A 15025-nucleotide genomic window follows, 5' to 3' on the forward strand; every position below is an offset into this window, starting at 1 on the left:
AGAAAAAGCGATTTTTCCGCAGCGCAGGGCGACGCGCTCAGGCCCGGTCGTCACGGGTCCAGAGCCCGCCGTGTTCCGACTTCACCGGGAATTTGGGCACCGGGCTATAGGCGGGTGCGCACAACGGGCGGCCGTCGCGGACGTCGAAGCGGGCGCCGTGCAGCACGCATTCGATGCTGCCCTCGGCCGCGTCGAACGTGCCCGGGGACAGTTCGTAGTCTTCGTGGCTGCAGCGGTCTTCCAGCGCGTAGAAGGCGCCGTCGAAATTGAACACCACGATCGGCGTGGCGGTCACCTCGTCCCACACCGTGGCGCTCTCGCCCGGCAGCAGCGCGCCGTCGGCGCAGACGAAGGTCCAGGTCTCGCTCATGCGGCGCCGCCCAGCGGCTTTTCCAGCAGTTCGAAGCGCAGGTCGTCGCGCTTGGGCGTGCCGAAACGCGCGTCGCCGTAGGGAAACGGCTTCTTGATCCCGGTGCGGCGGTAGCCGCGGCGCTCGTAGAACGCGATCAGTTCCTCGCGCACGTCGATCACCGTCATCCGCATCACCGGCAAGCGCCATTCCTGCCAGGCGATGCGTTCGGCCTCGGCCAGCACGGTCTTGCCCAGGCCGCCGCCCTGCGCCTGCGGCTGCACCGAGAACATGCCGAAATAGCCGGCGCCGTCGTCGTCGGCGACGTGCGCGCAGGCGATCAGCGCGCCATCGCGCTCGGCCAGCAGCACCAGGCTGCGTGGGCGCAGGATGTCCGCGCGCAACACCTCGCGGTCGATGCGATTGCCGTCGAGCAGGTCGGCCTCGGTGGTCCAGCCGACGCGGCTGGCGTCGCCGCGGTAGGCCGCGGTGACCAGCGCGGCGATGGCATCGAGATCGTCGACGGTCGCGGTGCGGAAGGTGAGGGTGTGCATGGGGCGATTTTAGGCGTTGGAGCGGGGAATGGGGAATGGAGAATCGGGAATCGAAAGACGTGCGCTCACTGCATCGACCGGGCGTAGCCCGCGCGCGGAGCGCTTTGCCGATTCCCGATTCCCCACTTCCGATTCCCGGCCTACATCAACAACTTGCGCACCTTCAGCAGCGCCGCCACGAAGCGCTCGATCTCCTCGTGCGTGTTGTAGAACGCCAGCGAGGCGCGGCAGGTGGCGGCCACGCCGTAGAACTGCAGCAGCGGATGCGCGCAGTGCTGGCCGGAGCGGACCGCCACGCCTTCCAGGTCGAGCAGGGTGGCCAGGTCGTGCGCATGCGCGCCGTCGACCAGGAACGACACCACCGCGGCCTTGCCCGGCGCGGTGCCGAAGATGCGCAGGCCGTCGATCTTCTGCAACTCTTCGGTGAAATGCGCCAGCAGCTCCGCTTCGCGCGCTTCCACGTGCGGCAGACCCAGCGCGCTCAGGTAGTCCACCGCCGCGCCCAGGCCGACGAAACCGGCGATGTTGGGGGTGCCGGCCTCGAACTTGTGCGGCGGATCGTTGAACACGGTGCCGTCGAAGCTGACTTCCTTGATCATCTCGCCGCCGCCGATGAACGGCGGCATCGCCTGCAGATGCTCGCGCCGCGCCCACAGCGCGCCGGTGCCGGTGGGGCCGCACATCTTGTGGCCGGTGATGGCGTAGAAATCGCAGCCGATCGCGGCCACGTCCAGGGCGCGGTGCGGCGCCGCCTGCGAGCCGTCGATGACGCTGACGATGCCGCGTTTGCGCGCCTCGCGGCAGATCTCGCGCACCGGGTTGACCGTGCCCAGCACGTTGGAGACATGGGTCAGCGCCAGCAGCTTGACGTCCGCGGTCATCGCCTTGCGCAGCGCGTCCAGGTCCAGCGCGCCGTCGGCGCCGATCTCGGCGACCTTGACGGTGGCGCCGGTGCGCTGCGCGACCAGTTGCCACGGCACGATGTTGGCGTGGTGCTCCATCCGCGATACCAGGATGCTGTCGCCGGCCTTGAGCCGCGGCAGCGCCCACGAATAGGCCACCAGATTCAGCGCGAAGGTGGCGCCGCTGCACAGCACCAGTTCGTCGGCGCGCACGTTGAGGAACCGCGCCAGCTTGCCGCGCGCGCCCTCGTAGGCGTCGGTGGCCTCGCTGCCGAGCGCATGCACGGCGCGGCTGACGTTGGCGTTGTAGCGACGGTAGAACTCGTCCACCGCCGCGATCACCTGCAGCGGCTTCTGCCCGGTGTTGGCGTTGTCGAAATAGATCAGCGGCTTGCCGTGCACCTGCCGCATCAGCAGCGGGAAATCGCTGCGGACCTTGTCCCAGTCCGGCGCCTGTTCCGGCGCCGCCGCGCGCGGGGCCGCGCGGCTCATGCCACGCCCGCGGCGGCCAGGGCCTGGTCCAGGCGCGCGACCAGGCTGTCGGCCAGCGGCGCATCCAGCACGCGCAGCGGTTCGCGGCAGAACGCGGCGGTCAGCACCTGTTGCGCGCGTTCGCGCGGCAGCCCGCGCGAGCGCAGGTAGAACAGCGCGTTGGCGTCGAGCTGGCCGACGGTGGCGCCATGCGCGGCCTTGACCTCGTCGGCGTCGATCACCAGCACCGGTTGGGTGTCGATCTCGGCATCGGCCGACAGCAGCAGATTCTTGTTGGACAGGCTGGCATCGCTGCCGTCGGCGCCCTGGCGGATCTGGATGCCGCCGTGGAACACCACCCGGCTGCGCGCCGCGGCCACGCCGCGCCACAGCAGTTCGCAGGCGGTGTCGCGGGCGATGTGTTCGATGCCCAGGCGGGTGTCGACCTGGCGGCGGCCGTTGCCGAGCAGCACGCCGTTGGCGACCAGTCGCGCGTTGTCGCCTTCCAGGCGCACGTTGAGTTCGTGCCGCGACAGCGCCGCGCCCAGTTCCAGGTCGATCCGCCGATAGTGCGCGTCGCGCGCCAGTACCGCGTCGGTGCGCAGCAGCGCGGTGACGCCGGACGCGTCCGCCTGCACCCGCGCATGCGCCAACTGCGCGCCGGCGGCCAGGTGCACGTGCGCCAGCGTGTTGCTCAGGTGCGCGGCCTCGCCGAGGTGCAGGTGGTGCTCGATGAGCGACAGCGCCGCGTCCTGGCGCAGTTCGACCAGGTGGCGGTGATGCCATGCGTGGTCGCCGGCGCCGGCGGTGGACACGAACACCAGGTGCAGCGGCGCCGCCACCTGCACGCCCGCGTCCACGCGCAGCACCACGCCTTCGTCGGCCAGCGCCGCGTTGAGTCGCGCGAACACCTCGTCGCCGCGCTCGAAGCGGCGGCCGAGGAAGCGCATCGCGTCGTCGCCGCTGCGCAGGATGCCGGACAGGCGCTGCAGTTCGACCCCGGCCGGCAGGCCTGTCAGGTCGGACAGCGCGTCGCTGGCGCGGCCATTGACGAATACCAGCCGCGGCGCGGGAATGCCGTCGACGACAGCCGCATCCACCGCCGGCGCCGCGCTCGGCGCGGGGCTGAAGCTGCGCCGTTCCAGGGCGCGCAACGAGGTGTACTTCCACGCCTCGCTGCGCGGCCCGGGCAGGCCGTCGCGCAGCGCCTGATCCAGCGGCGCGCGGCGCGCGCCGTCGCCATGGAACGCGGCGGCCAGGGAGTCGAGCAGGGCGCTCATCGGGCCGCCACCTCCGGCGCCACCCGGTCCTTCAACCAGGCGTAGCCGTGCGCTTCCAGTTCCAGCGCCAGTTCCGGCCCGCCGCTCTGCACGATGCGGCCGTCCGCGAGCACGTGCACCACGTCCGGCTTGATGTAGTCGAGCAGGCGCTGGTAGTGGGTGATGACCAGGAACGCGCGCTCGGGCGAGCGCAGCGCGTTGACGCCCTCGGCGACGGTCTTGAGCGCGTCGATGTCCAGGCCGCTGTCGGTCTCGTCGAGGATCGCCAGCTTCGGTTCCAGCACCGCCAACTGGAAGATCTCGTTGCGCTTCTTCTCGCCGCCGGAGAAGCCTTCGTTGACCCCGCGGTGCAGCAGTTCGTCCTTCAGGTGCAGCACCGCCAGCTTCTGCCGCACCAGCTTGAGGAACTGCATCGAATCCAGCTCGGCCTCGCCGCGCGCCTTGCGCTGTGCGTTGAGCGCGGCGCGCAGGAAATAGGTGTTGTTCACCCCAGGAATCTCCACCGGGTACTGGAAAGCCAGGAACAGGCCGGCGGCGGCGCGCTCCTCCGGTTCCAGTTCGAGCAGGTCGCGGTCCTCGAAGCGTACGCTGCCTTCGGCCACCTCGTAACCGTCGCGGCCGGCGAGGATGTTGCCCAGCGTGGACTTGCCGGCGCCGTTCGGACCCATGATGGCGTGCACCTGGCCGGGTTGCACCTGCAGCGACAGGCCCTTGAGGATGTCCTTGCCGGCGACGGAGGCGTGGAGGTTTTCGATTGTAAGCATGGGGAATGGGGAGTTGAGAATGGGGAATGGGTAAAAAGCAGATGCGCTGGGGCCCGGAAGATCAGGGCGGGAACCGATTCCCGATTCTCCATTCCCGATTCCCGGCTCGATGGGCGTCAGCCCACCGAGCCTTCCAGCGAGACTTCAAGGAGCTTCTTCGCTTCCACAGCGAACTCCATCGGCAGTTCGCGGAACACCTGCTTGCAGAAGCCGTCGACGATCATCGACACCGCGTTCTCCTGGTCGATGCCGCGCGCGCGGCAATAGAACAGCTGGTCGTCGCTGATCTTGGAGGTGGTGGCCTCGTGCTCGACCGTGGCGGTGGGGTGCCTGACCTCGATGTACGGGAAGGTATGCGCGCCGCACTGCTTGCCGATCAGCAGCGAGTCGCACTGGGTGTAGTTGCGCGCGCCCTCGGCGCTGCGTTCCACCTTGACCAGGCCGCGGTAGGTGTTCTGCCCGCGTCCGGCGCTGATGCCCTTGCTGACGATCTTGCTTTTGGTGCGCTTGCCGACGTGGATCATCTTGGTGCCGGTGTCGGCCTGCTGGCGGTGATGGGTCAGCGCCACCGAGTGGAACTCGCCGACCGAGTCGTCGCCCAGCAGCACGCACGAGGGGTACTTCCAGGTGATCGCCGAGCCGGTCTCGACCTGGGTCCAGGTGATCTTGCTGCGCGCGCCGCGGCACTCGCCGCGCTTGGTCACGAAGTTGTAGATGCCGCCGACGCCGTTCTCGTCGCCCGGGTACCAGTTCTGCACGGTCGAGTACTTGATCTCCGCGTCTTCCAGCGCGACCAGTTCGACCACCGCCGCGTGCAATTGGTTCTCGTCGCGCATCGGCGCGGTGCAGCCTTCCAGGTAGGACACGTAGGCCTTGTCCTCGCACACGATCAAGGTGCGCTCGAACTGGCCGGTATGGCCGGCGTTGATCCGGAAATAGGTGCTCAGCTCCATCGGGCAGCGCACGCCCTTGGGAATGAACACGAAGCTGCCATCGGAGAACACCGCCGAGTTGAGCGCGGCGAAGTAGTTGTCGCCGACCGGCACCACGCTGCCCAGGTACTGCTTGACGATCTCCGAGTGTTCCTTGATCGCCTCGGACATCGAGCAGAAGATCACGCCCTTCTCGGCCAGTTCCTTGCGGAAGGTGGTGCCGACCGAGACCGAATCGAACACCGCGTCCACCGCCACGCCGGCCAGCTTGGCGCGTTCGTGCAACGGCACGCCGAGCTTGTCGTAGGTGTCCAGCAGTTCCTTGGGCACCTCGTCCAGCGAGGCGTACTTGGGCCCCTTGGGCGCGGAGTAGTAGCTCAGCGCCTGGAAATCGATCGGCGCGATCTGCAGCTTGGCCCAGTGCGGCATCGGCATCTTCAGCCAGTGCCGGTAGGCGGCCAGGCGCCACTCGGTCATCCATTCCGGTTCGTCCTTCTTGACCGACAGGGCGCGCACGACGTCCTCGTTCAAGCCGGGCAGGAACGCGTCCGATTCGATGTCGGTGATGAAGCCGGCGTCGTAGCGACGTCCCAGCCGTTCCAGGATTTCAGCGTTTTCGGTGGCCATGGGGGCTGCCTACAGGTCAGGTGGTCGCGAACCGCACGGCGATCGGACGCCGTTTGGGATCGCCGGAGGAGGGAAGCGGGTGCAGCATCTGCGCCAGGGTCACGCCGCGCAGCGCGTCGGCGACCACGTCGTTGATCAGCCGCCAGTTGGAACGCACGCCGCATATCTGCGCGATGCTGCACTGGCTTTGCTGGTGGCTGCATTCGGTGATCGCCAGCGGGCCTTCCATCGCCTCGACGATCTGGATCAGGGTGATGGTGTCGGCCGGGCGCGCCAGCCTGTAACCGCCATGCACGCCGCGCAGGCCTTCGACCAGCCCGGCCTGGGCCAGCGGCTTGAGCAGCTTGCTGACGGTGGGCGGCTCCAGCCCGGACTGCTCGGCCAGTTCGGTCGCGCTCAGCACCTCGCCGGGGCGCGCGGCAAGCACGGTCAGCACGACGGTGGCGTAATCGGTCAACTTGGTGACGCGGAGCATGGGGGCGACAACGGGATTGCAATGTGGACCGAAATTGTACGCTTTTGCGCGCCCGGGTCCAAGCCGCGCGTTCATGTTTTTGTCTATCGCGGCGATCGGCGGCCCCGTCTTCTTCCTTGCAGGGCTTGGGATCGCCGCCGATGTGCGCCAGAATCGACCCTTTCCCGTTCCGGACCGCCGCATGCCCCGTAAGATCGCCGCCCGCAAGTCCCGCATCCATGGCAATGGCGTATTCGCCGTGCTGCCGCTCAAGAAAGGCGAGCGCGTCATCGAGTACAAGGGCCGCCGCCGCACCCATGCCGAGGTGGACCGCGACGAGGCCGGCGATGTCGAGACCGGCCATACCTTCCTGTTCACCCTCAGCGACGATTACGTGATCGACGCCAACTACGAGGGCAACGACGCGCGCTGGATCAACCACAGCTGCGCGCCGAACTGCGAGGCGGTGATCATCGAGGCCGAGGGCGACGACCGTCGCCAGGACAAGGTGGTGATCGAGGCGCTGCGCGCGATCAAGCCGGGCGAGGAGCTGACCTACAACTACGGCATCACCCTGGCCGAGCGGCACACGCCGCGGCTGAAGAAGATCTGGGAATGCCGCTGCGGGTCGAAGAACTGCACCGGCACCATGCTGCAGCCCAAGCGCTGAGCGCCCTGCACGTGGCCTAGACGTCCGGTTCACGACCCGGCAACCGCGGCGCTCCTACGGTGCGAGCTCCCCATGCACAGGAGTTTCCCATGAGCGCAGCACCTTCCCTCGCCGGCAAACGCGTCGCGGTCCTGGCCACCGACGGCTTCGAACAATCCGAGTTGCAGGAGCCCAAGCGCTTGCTGGAGTCGTGGGGCGCGCAGGTCGAGGTGATCGCGCCGGGCGAGGCGTCCAGCATCCGCGGCTGGGACAAGAAGGACTGGGGCGACAACGTTCCGGTCGACAAGCGCCTGGCCCAGGCCAACGCCGGCGACTACGACGCGCTGGTGCTGCCTGGCGGAGTGATCAATCCGGACAACCTGCGCACCGAGGCGTCGGCGATCCGCCTGATCCAGTCCTTCGCCAGCGCCGGCAAGCCGGTGGCGGCGATCTGCCACGGCCCCTGGCTGCTGGCCGAAAGCGGCCTGGTCCGCAACAGGCAGGTGACCTCGTGGCCGTCGGTGAAGACCGACCTGAGCAACGCCGGCGGCCGTTGGCAGGATGCGGAGGTGGTGGTGGACGGCAACCTGATCACCAGCCGTAAGCCGGACGACATTCCGGCCTTCGCCGCGGCGGTGGCCAAAGCGCTGGGTTGATCGGCGCGGGATTGGCAGATCGCGGGATTGGCAGATGAAACAGCGGCGGCCCATCGGCCGCCGTTTTTCCGCGTGATACGTCTGCGATTCGGCGCGCGCATTGCGGCCCGGGCCATGCATGCTGGATCATGCACGACTCGATCCGCATGGAGTGCGCATTCACATGGCCAAGGGCAAGCGAAAGACCCTGCCGAAGAACTTCGAGGATCTGCTGGGGGACGGCGAGCCCGAGGCGATCAAGGCGGTGTTCGAGACCTGCGACGTGAACGCCTACGGTGGCGTGTTCAAGCAGACCGCGCTGGCGTTCAACGACCTGCCCGATGCGCTCGTGCGCTGGCTGGTCGAGCGCGGCGCGGACATCGGCGCGCCGGACAGCTACGGCGAAACGCCGCTGCACGCGCGCGCCGGCCACTGGCAGGGGCACATCGAGGTGCTCCTGGAACTGGGCGCGGACGTGCACGGCGTCGACAGCAGGGGGGACACCCCGTTGCACAAGGCCGCTGGCGTGCGCAACGTGCGCAATGTACGGACGCTGCTTGCGCATGGCGCCAGGATCGAGGCCGTCAATAAGGCCGGCCTGACACCGTTGGAGCATGCGCTGCAACGCTGCAGGAACTGCGACATCGAGGGGATGGCCGATGTCGCCGAGGTATTGTTGCAGGCGCAGCCGCGCGCGCCCGACACTCGCACGTTCGCCGCGCGCCTGTTCGGCAAGGCGGCCCCGACGGATCCCCTTATCTCGCCGGCGATGCGCGAGTCCGTGCAGCGCATCGGCACCGATTTCGAATTCCATCGCAGCGGCTTCAATCCGGACAGCGTGGACGCGACCAGTGCTGCGCTCGACCGGCTCTACGTCCTGTTCGGGGTTGCGCCGGTTCCGCGCCGGAGCATGCACGACGGCAAGGCACCGATCGTCGCCAAGGCGGCGACTTGGCAAGAGCGGCATCAGGAGTTGTGGGAGTTGCTGGTGCCGTCCAGCGGCGCGGCCATGACGGTGCAGGGCGAAGTGATCCGGATTTCCGGGCGCATCGCCGCAGAGCTGGAGGACAATGGCGGGGTGAACTGGGATGGGCAATTCGCGCAGATGGCCGATGCGCTGTTGCTGCACCTGGGGTCGGGGAATGCCTTGCCCGCGCCGGAGCACGCCGAAGCGGCGGCGATCGTCGGCGAGGTGAAGCGGAAGTGCGGCGATACCTACCGGCTCTCCGAACTGGCGGTGACCTGGGTCGCCTTGAATCCGACGCCGATCGCCCTGCCGCGGCCTGCCTATAAGCGCTGACGCGGATTTGCTTGGCGGAGTCGCCAGCGCCGATCGCGTGGCGATGCCGACGGCGTTCTTCGAACGGGTCGGAACGGCCGCGTGATCGCTGTCAGGGCGGCGCGGTCACGTGTGCGCCAGGTTTCGTTCGGGGCGCCTCATGCGCTCAGTGGGTGGTTACGGGCGCGACGCGTCGCCGATTCGAGGGAATGGACGGCGGCATCGTCCAGGTGAGACAGGATGTGCCGCACGGCCCAAGATGGAAGCGCCGCACGGCGGTGCCATCGTGCATCGCTGCAGTTGGGCGCTACTGCCCCGGCAGCGCCCCCGCCGGCACCAGTTGGCTGATGTCCTGGTTGAAATGCACCACCAGCTTGCCGTTCTCCACCCCCGCCGATGCGATCTGCACGTTGCCCATCACCGCGGCCAGCGCCGGATCCAGCTTGTAGATCGGCTCCTTGCGCGCATAGTCGCCCAGCCAGACATTGAGCAGTTCGCGGGTGTTGGCGTCGAGCTTGCCACCGTTGGCGGCAGGGCGGAAGTCGTCGATGGTCGGCGCCTGCAGGTGGAACCCCTGGGTCTGTTGCTCGTAGCGCAGGCCGCTGGTCAGCAGCACCGTGCCCAGCGGGGTCGGCGTGCCGCCGCCGGTGGCCATGCTCAGGTCGAACTGCATCTTCAGCCGGTCGCCGGGCGGCAGGCTCAGCTTGGGATCGCGGATGGTCATCTTGACCAGGCCGCCGAGCGCCTTGTGGGTCTGCGGGAAGCTGCCGTCCAGGTAGTGCTGCACGTCGGCGGCGCCGACGCTGACCTGCTTGCCCTGGATCATGGGTTCGGCATGCAGGGGAGCCACGGCGGCGAGCATCAGCAGCGCGGCGGCGCGCAGGGTTGGCAGGCGAAGCGTCATGGGTGGGGCCTAGGCAGGGTCAGGGAGTCAACATAACCGCAGCGGGTGAATGCGCGATTAGCGAAAAGGCGATGCGGCGCATCGGGATGTCGTGATGGCGTGGCGGTCCACTGCGAGGCACATCGCATCGAAATGCCGGGTGGGCCGGTCGCGCCGCGCGCCGGTCGTGCGACGGCGCAGCGATTCGACGATCAGCGCGGCAGCGCTCGGCACGGCACTCGCGCGCCGCCCCGGGCTTACGTGGCGGTCGGCGCCAGCCGGGCCAGGATCGCGTCCAGCGACGGCCGCAACGGCGCAAGCAGCGCCTGCGCCTCGCTGTCGCTGCGCTCGCTCAAGCCGCGCAGCAGTTGCGCGCCGACGGTCAGCGCGGCGCGTTCGTCGCCGCGCAGCCCGGGATGGCGCTGCGCGGCTTCGAGCAGGCGCATCCAGTCCTGTCGGCAGCGCGCCTCGAACTCGATGGTGCAGCGGCCTTGGCATTGCAGCCCGTCGGCCTCGATCGGCGTGACGGTGATGCGGTAGCGTTGGGGAGCGGTCATGGGCGTGCGCAGGGGCGGGTGATGGATCCAAGATAGGCGCCGCCCGCCGCGACCACGAGAGGGATGGCCGCGACGCTCTGTTCCAGTGGCTCCGGTGCGTGCGCTCAGCGCGCTGCGCGCAGCAGCGGCAACGGGTCGTAGGCGCCATCTGCGGCGTAGACGCCGTAGTGCAGGTGCGGCGGCGTGCCGCGGGCGTTGCCGCTGTCGCCGACGCTGCCGAGCGGATCGCCGGCCTCGACCAGGTCGCCCGCCTGCAGGCCAGGTGCCCAGTCCTGCAGGTGCGCGTAGTAGTGCCGCTGCCGCGCCGGTCCCAGCACCCAGACCTGGCGGCCGCCCAGGCCGCGCTCGGCGACCGCGATCACGATGCCGCGGGTGGCCGACAGCACCGGCGTGCCGCGCTTGGCGAAGATGTCCACGCCGGCGTGCTGGCGGTCGCGGCCGCGCGGCGCGCCGAAGGTGGCGGCGACGCGCCGCGGGTCCACGCCCTGCACCGGCATGCGCAGCGCGCTCGGCGGCGGTTCGCGCGCCAGCTCCCAGCCGACCCGCGCGCGCAGCGCCCAGGGCTGCCGCCAGGCCCAGGCCAATGCCAGCGCGATGCACGCCAGCGTCGCGAGGCGCAGCAGCCAGCGGCGCAGCCGCCGCGCGGGCGAGGGCGCGGCGGCCATCGCTTACGGGCTGCCCTGTGCGGCCGCCTGCTGCTGCAGGTGCTGCTTCAGCCCGTCGTCGATGCCCAGTTGCCGCGCCAGTTCGTCCAGGTAGCTGCGCTCCATGAAGCTCTGTTCGTCGGCGGCGAGCAGGCTGGCCAGATACATCTCCGCCGCGATTTCCGGCGTCGTCGCGGCCCGCGCCACCTCGGCCGGGTCCAGCGGCTTCTCCAACTCCGCGTGCAGCCAGCGCTGCACCTCCTCGTCGCCGTTGAGGCGGGTGAACTCGCCTTCGATCAGTTCGCGCTCGCGCGTGTCGATGTGGCCATCGGCCTTGGCCGCGGCGACCAGCGCGCGCAGGATGGCCTGGCTGTGCTGTTCCACTTCCAGCGGCGGCAGCTGGTCCAGGGTCTGCGGATCCGGCGCGGCGGCGCCGAGCTGCTGGCGCTTGTAGTCGCCGTAGGCGCGGTAAGCCATCACGCCCAGCGCGGCCAGGCCGCCGTAGGTGGCCAGCTTGCGGGTGGTGCGGTTCTTGCCCAGCAACAGGCCGAGGGCGCCGCCGCTGAGGGCGCCCCTGCCGAAATCGGCGTTGAGCATGCCGCCGAGGCCGCCGCCCTGCGCCGGCGCGCCCGCGGTGGCGGAGTTGCCGGTCTTGGCCATGGCCTGGCCGGCGGCGCCCTGTGCCGATTGCAGCAGTTGGTCGAGAAAGCCCTGTAGCTTCATGCGCGCATTCCTGTCGAGGGGAGGCGCAGGTATAGCGGGCGCGGCCTTAGCGGCCCGTCAAGCCGGCTGTCGCCGGCGAGCGCGCAAAAAAACGAGACGGCATCGCTGCCGTCTCGTCGGGTGTGCTTGCCTGGATCAGGCGTCGCTGCTCAGAGCGCGGCGTCCTTGAGCTTCTTCAGCGGGCGCACCTTCAGCTTGGTGGTGGCCGGCTTGGCGGCGAACCACTGCTCTTCCTTGGTGAAGGGGTTGATGCCCTTGCGCTTCGGCTTGGCCGGCACGCTGACGGCGGTGATCTTGAGCAGGCCCGGCAGGGTGAACGAGCCGGCGCCCTTCTTGCTGACCGAACCGGCCACGGCGTGCTCGAGCGAGGCCATCACCGCGCGCACGTCCTTGGCGACGACGCCGCTGGCTTCGGCGATGTGGGCGACCAGCGCGGACTTGCTCAGCGCTTCCTTGATCGGCTTGGGAGCGGCCGGCTTGGCGGCGGTCTTGGTGGCTACTTTCTTCGCTGCCTTTTTCGGGGCAGCCTTTTTCGCGGTCTTTGCCATGATGTCCTGATTCCGTAAACAGATGGGTGGTTGGGTCGCGCCGACCCCGTCGGCATGGCGAAATGTAGGGCATGTGCTACGCCGCGCCAATAGGCAGGCGCAAAAAACCCGCAAAAATCCCCCGCATGGGGTTTTTCCCGCGTCGCGGGGCGGGTTTGCCCCGGGAAAAACGCCGATGCGCATGCCGTGTTCCGCCGCGACCAGGGTGGCTGCGCGGCGGCCGCACGGCCGGCGGCGACCGGGAGGATGCGCGCGTGCCGCGGATGTGGTGGATGCATCCCGGTGGTCGGTCGATGCGGCGATGCATCCCTCCTGGTCGTGATCGGGCTTCCCGCCTTGCGCTGGATCATGCGCCGCGATGGCAGCGCCTGGCCGGCACCGCGCCCGTCGCATGCAGCGCTCCATGCGCTGCGCCGCACAAGGCCATAACGCCCGGTGGCCTATGGTGCGCGCCTCATCCACCGACAGGAGTACCGCATGGGCATTTCGCGTCACGCCACCGCGCACTGGGAAGGCGACCTCAAGACCGGCAAGGGGCAGCTGAGCACGCCACAGAGCGGGTTGCTGGAGAACACCCGCTACGCCTTCAGCAGCCGCTTCGGCGACGAGAAGGGCACCAACCCGGAAGAACTGATCGCCGCCGCGCATGCCGGCTGCTTCACCATGGCGCTGTCGGCGAAGCTGAGCGAGGCCGGGTTCCCGCCGACGGCGCTGGATACGCGCGCCGACGTCGACCTCTCGATGGAGGGCGGCCCGCAGTTGTCGCAGATCCGGCTCAAGGTCAAGGCCGTGGTGCCGAACATCGAGGCCGCGCAGTTCCGCGCGATCGCCGACGACGCCAAGCAGAACTGCCCGGTGTCCAAGGCGCTCAGCGCGGTGCCGATCAGCCTGGACGCGGAACTGGGCTGAACGTTGGGCGTGGCCCCGGCGCACTGCCGGGCCGCGCCGCCATGACCACGCGCCGATGCGCGGCTCGCCACGCCGTGGCGAGCCGCGGTTGCACGCGCACCTGCTTCGATGCGGGGCCTGGACGACGACGCGTGGCAGCTGTCGCGTCGCTAAACGTTTCTGGCGAACCTATCCCAATTCAGTTTGGTTTCACCGCGATGGATCAAGCATGCAGTCGCGCGATCCACGCGCTTGGAATCATCGCCATGAACAAGCTCTCGACCCGTCTGTTGACCGCTGCGCTCGTTGTCGGAGCGATCGGCTCCGCCGCGGCGCAGGACTACGGTTATCCCCGTTACGATACCTATCGCGACCGTGGCTACGCTGGCGCCAGCTACGAGTACGCGCGCGTCGTGCGTGCCGACCCCATCCTGGTCCAGGTGCGCGGGCCGCGCGAGACCACCGAACGTTGCTACGACCGCCCGGCGTCGGGCGGCTACGTCAGCGACGGCTACTACCGCAACGACGGCGCCCGTACGGCCTCGACCGTGGCCGGCGGCATCGCCGGTGCGCTGCTCGGCAGCCGTGTCGGCGGCGGCAGCGGCCGCTTCGTCGGTACCGCGGTCGGCACCATGCTCGGCGGCCTGGCCGGGCGCTCGATCTACGACGACAATTCCCGCGGCTATGGCGGCGGCGGTGTGGTCAGGGAGTGCCAGCCGGTGTCCTACCGCAGCGAGAACTACGAGCGAGTGGACGGTTACGACGTGACCTACGAGTACGGTGGCCGCTATTACCACACGCGCAGCGCGCAGCCTCCGGGCGACCGCATCCGGGTCCGCGTGGACGTGCTGCCCGACTGACCCGGCATCGGGGGCCGTGCGTAGGCGCCCCGATCCTGTGCCGCGCGCGGCGCGGTACTGGCGCAAGGGCTGCCGTGCCTGCGGATGCAGGCCGGGCGGCCGCGCCGTATCAGCGCCAGGCGATGCGGCCGTCGATGACGGTCTGCACCTGACCGCCCGACCAGACCTCGCCGTCGGCGTCCACGCGCAGCGTCAGCAAGGCGTCGTGGCCGACTTCGCGGCCCTGGCTGACCACGTAGCGTCCATCGCGGCCGGGCAGGGCGCCGCGATGATCCAGCCATGCCGCCAGCACCGCGTTCGCCGCGCCGGATGCGGCGTCCTCGAAGCGGCGGCCGTTGCCGACGAACGCGCGTACCGCCAGGTCGTAACCGGGCCCGGTGGCTTGCGCGTAGGCGAACACGCCCATGCTGGCGGTGTGTTCGGCCAGGGCGGCGATCGCATCCCAGTCCGGCGTCAGGCCACGCAACGCGGCTTCGTCGGCGACCGCGACCAGCCACCAGCGGCGGCCGCCATCCATCAGCGCCGGCGGTTGCGCGCCCAGCGGCCAGCCGCGCAGCGCGGCGACCAGGCGCGGATCTGCGGCGTCGGCGATCTCCGCCACCTGCGCGCGCGGCGTGCGGATGGCGATGCTGCGCTCGCCCGCGTCGGTCTCCACGCGCAGCGGCAGCAGCCCGGCGATGCCTTCCTGGATCAGCAGGCCGTCCCTGGGCGCGGCGATCCCGGCCTCCAGCACCGCGTGCGCGGTGCCGACGCTGGGATGGCCGGCGAACGGCACTTCCTTCTGCGGACTGAACATGCGGATGCCGTAGCTGGCGCCGGGCTGGGTGGCCGGGAACACGAAGGTGGTTTCCGGCAACCGGGTCCAGCGCGCGATCGCCTGCATCGCCCGAGCGTCCAGCCCCTGCGCGTCGAGCACCACGGCCAATGGATTGCCGGCGCCGGGGCGCGGGGAGAACACATCCAGTTGCAGGAATCGGCGCGTGGTCATGGCGGGGGCTCGGGGGAGGGGGCCGCAGCTTAGCAATC

Annotated in this window: 18 protein-coding genes; 5 read left to right on the forward strand and 13 right to left on the reverse strand. The window is 69.5% G+C overall.

The features are described from left to right. Window positions 1–37: 37 nt before the first annotated feature. The 7 genes from AB3X07_RS07675 to AB3X07_RS07705 form a co-directional block, all read right to left on the reverse strand. Window positions 38–370, reverse strand: a complete 333-nt coding sequence (locus tag AB3X07_RS07675) for a non-heme iron oxygenase ferredoxin subunit (RefSeq protein ID WP_369943833.1) — start codon at window positions 368–370, stop codon at window positions 38–40. Beyond that, complete coding sequence (locus tag AB3X07_RS07680) at window positions 367–903, reverse strand: GNAT family N-acetyltransferase (RefSeq protein ID WP_369943834.1); 537 nt, start codon at window positions 901–903, stop codon at window positions 367–369. The genes AB3X07_RS07675 and AB3X07_RS07680 overlap by 4 nt, the downstream gene beginning before the upstream one ends. A 140-nt stretch (window positions 904–1043) precedes the next feature. Further along, entirely contained in the window at window positions 1044–2297 is a 1254-nt protein-coding gene (locus AB3X07_RS07685; protein WP_369943836.1) for a cysteine desulfurase, read from the reverse strand. Then, window positions 2294–3556 carry a Fe-S cluster assembly protein SufD gene (sufD, locus tag AB3X07_RS07690; protein ID WP_369943837.1) on the reverse strand — a complete coding sequence of 421 codons (1263 nt, stop codon included), beginning with the start codon at window positions 3554–3556 and terminating at the stop codon, window positions 2294–2296. Before sufD ends, AB3X07_RS07685 begins: the two co-directional genes overlap by 4 nt. After that, window positions 3553–4320 (reverse strand): Fe-S cluster assembly ATPase SufC, encoded by a 768-nt coding sequence (gene sufC, locus AB3X07_RS07695; protein ID WP_369943838.1) that lies wholly within the window; start codon window positions 4318–4320, stop codon window positions 3553–3555. Before sufC ends, sufD begins: the two co-directional genes overlap by 4 nt. Window positions 4321–4436: 116 nt before the next feature. Continuing rightward, entirely contained in the window at window positions 4437–5879 is a 1443-nt protein-coding gene (gene sufB, locus AB3X07_RS07700) for a Fe-S cluster assembly protein SufB (protein WP_369943839.1), read from the reverse strand. A gap of 16 nt (window positions 5880–5895) precedes the next feature. Beyond that, on the reverse strand, window positions 5896–6354 hold the full coding sequence (locus tag AB3X07_RS07705; RefSeq protein WP_369943840.1) for an SUF system Fe-S cluster assembly regulator: 459 nt from the start codon (window positions 6352–6354) through the stop codon (window positions 5896–5898). A gap of 181 nt (window positions 6355–6535) precedes the next feature. On the opposite strand from AB3X07_RS07705, the gene AB3X07_RS07710 reads away from it, so the two are divergent. From AB3X07_RS07710 to AB3X07_RS07720, 3 genes are all read left to right on the forward strand, one after another. Further along, the gene (locus AB3X07_RS07710) at window positions 6536–7003 is read left to right on the forward strand and encodes an SET domain-containing protein (protein WP_369943841.1); all 468 of its coding nucleotides are present in this window, start codon (window positions 6536–6538) and stop codon (window positions 7001–7003) included. An 89-nt stretch (window positions 7004–7092) separates the two neighbouring features. Continuing rightward, window positions 7093–7638: a type 1 glutamine amidotransferase domain-containing protein gene (locus tag AB3X07_RS07715; protein WP_369943842.1), complete on the forward strand. Its 546-nt coding sequence runs from the start codon at window positions 7093–7095 to the stop codon at window positions 7636–7638. A gap of 163 nt (window positions 7639–7801) precedes the next feature. Continuing rightward, window positions 7802–8917, forward strand: coding sequence for an ankyrin repeat domain-containing protein (locus tag AB3X07_RS07720; protein ID WP_369943843.1), 1116 nt, complete (start codon window positions 7802–7804; stop codon window positions 8915–8917). 286 nt (window positions 8918–9203) lie between these two features. Here the strand turns inward: AB3X07_RS07720 and AB3X07_RS07725 are convergent, their stop codons facing one another. The 5 genes from AB3X07_RS07725 to AB3X07_RS07745 form a co-directional block, all read right to left on the reverse strand. Then, the gene (locus AB3X07_RS07725) at window positions 9204–9800 is read right to left on the reverse strand and encodes a DUF1439 domain-containing protein (RefSeq protein ID WP_369943844.1); all 597 of its coding nucleotides are present in this window, start codon (window positions 9798–9800) and stop codon (window positions 9204–9206) included. 236 nt (window positions 9801–10036) lie between these two features. Then, the gene (locus AB3X07_RS07730; protein WP_369943845.1) at window positions 10037–10336 is read right to left on the reverse strand and encodes a DUF3861 family protein; all 300 of its coding nucleotides are present in this window, start codon (window positions 10334–10336) and stop codon (window positions 10037–10039) included. 104 nt (window positions 10337–10440) lie between these two features. After that, window positions 10441–11001 (reverse strand): M23 family metallopeptidase, encoded by a 561-nt coding sequence (locus AB3X07_RS07735; RefSeq protein WP_369943846.1) that lies wholly within the window; start codon window positions 10999–11001, stop codon window positions 10441–10443. Window positions 11002–11004: 3 nt separating this feature from the next. Then, window positions 11005–11703, reverse strand: coding sequence for a tellurite resistance TerB family protein (locus AB3X07_RS07740; protein WP_369943847.1), 699 nt, complete (start codon window positions 11701–11703; stop codon window positions 11005–11007). Between the two features lie 149 nt (window positions 11704–11852). Continuing rightward, the gene (locus AB3X07_RS07745; RefSeq protein ID WP_184410622.1) at window positions 11853–12251 is read right to left on the reverse strand and encodes an HU family DNA-binding protein; all 399 of its coding nucleotides are present in this window, start codon (window positions 12249–12251) and stop codon (window positions 11853–11855) included. Between the two features lie 477 nt (window positions 12252–12728). Here AB3X07_RS07745 and AB3X07_RS07750 point away from each other — a divergent pair, with 477 nt between their 5' ends. Both AB3X07_RS07750 and AB3X07_RS07755 read left to right on the forward strand, forming a co-directional pair. Further along, a complete protein-coding gene (locus AB3X07_RS07750; protein WP_369943848.1) occupies window positions 12729–13160 on the forward strand; it encodes an OsmC family protein in 432 nt (143 codons plus the stop codon). Window positions 13161–13405: 245 nt separating this feature from the next. Next, window positions 13406–13999, forward strand: coding sequence for a glycine zipper 2TM domain-containing protein (locus tag AB3X07_RS07755; protein WP_369943849.1), 594 nt, complete (start codon window positions 13406–13408; stop codon window positions 13997–13999). A 109-nt stretch (window positions 14000–14108) separates the two neighbouring features. Here the strand turns inward: AB3X07_RS07755 and AB3X07_RS07760 are convergent, their stop codons facing one another. Then, a complete protein-coding gene (locus AB3X07_RS07760; protein WP_369943850.1) occupies window positions 14109–14987 on the reverse strand; it encodes a PhzF family phenazine biosynthesis protein in 879 nt (292 codons plus the stop codon). Window positions 14988–15025 lie beyond the last annotated feature (38 nt).

This window comes from Xanthomonas sp. DAR 35659 (assembly GCF_041242975.1).
GTDB lineage: Bacteria > Pseudomonadota > Gammaproteobacteria > Xanthomonadales > Xanthomonadaceae > Xanthomonas_A > Xanthomonas_A medicagonis.